Here is a 431-nt window from a genome sequence, read left to right as displayed (position 1 = left end):
GGTTGTAGACGGTCTTCCAGTGGCCGAATCGCTCCGGAAGGTCCCGCCATTGCACCCCAGTCTTCACGCGCCAGATGACGGCGTTGATGAAGTCGCGGTCCCCTCGCTTCGAGGGTGGGCCGCTCCGGGAGCCCAGCAAGGGCTTGATGCGGCTCCACTCAGCATCGCTCAGTTCATGTCGGCGCACAGTCAGCGTTGATCATGCCTGACGCTGGCTGGCAACCTCCTATGCCCCTCAAGGCCGGGTCCAACGCCGGTGTTTGATCCACCAGGTTGATTTTCGGGCCGGAGATCAGGGACAGCCCCTAAACCCCTTCAGGGAAGTCCGGTAAGGCGCAGGCCCGCGTCATCGAAGAAGGCGGCGAGGACATCGTGACGGTAGCCCAGGCGCACAAATGAAGCGCGTGCCTGGGCGAGCAGCTCGGCGACAG

General features: G+C 63.8%; 1 protein-coding gene. It reads right to left on the bottom strand.

Annotated elements, in window-relative coordinates; translation table 11 throughout:
* The coding region (locus tag D7V80_RS41215) for a transposase (RefSeq protein WP_158616789.1) at window positions 1-187 on the bottom strand (187 nt) is incomplete at its 3' end.
* Window positions 188-431 lie beyond the last annotated feature (244 nt).

Source organism: Corallococcus sp. CA054B (assembly GCF_003611625.1).
Lineage (GTDB): Bacteria > Myxococcota > Myxococcia > Myxococcales > Myxococcaceae > Corallococcus > Corallococcus coralloides.
This window is presented reverse-complemented; position numbering and strand designations above follow the sequence as displayed.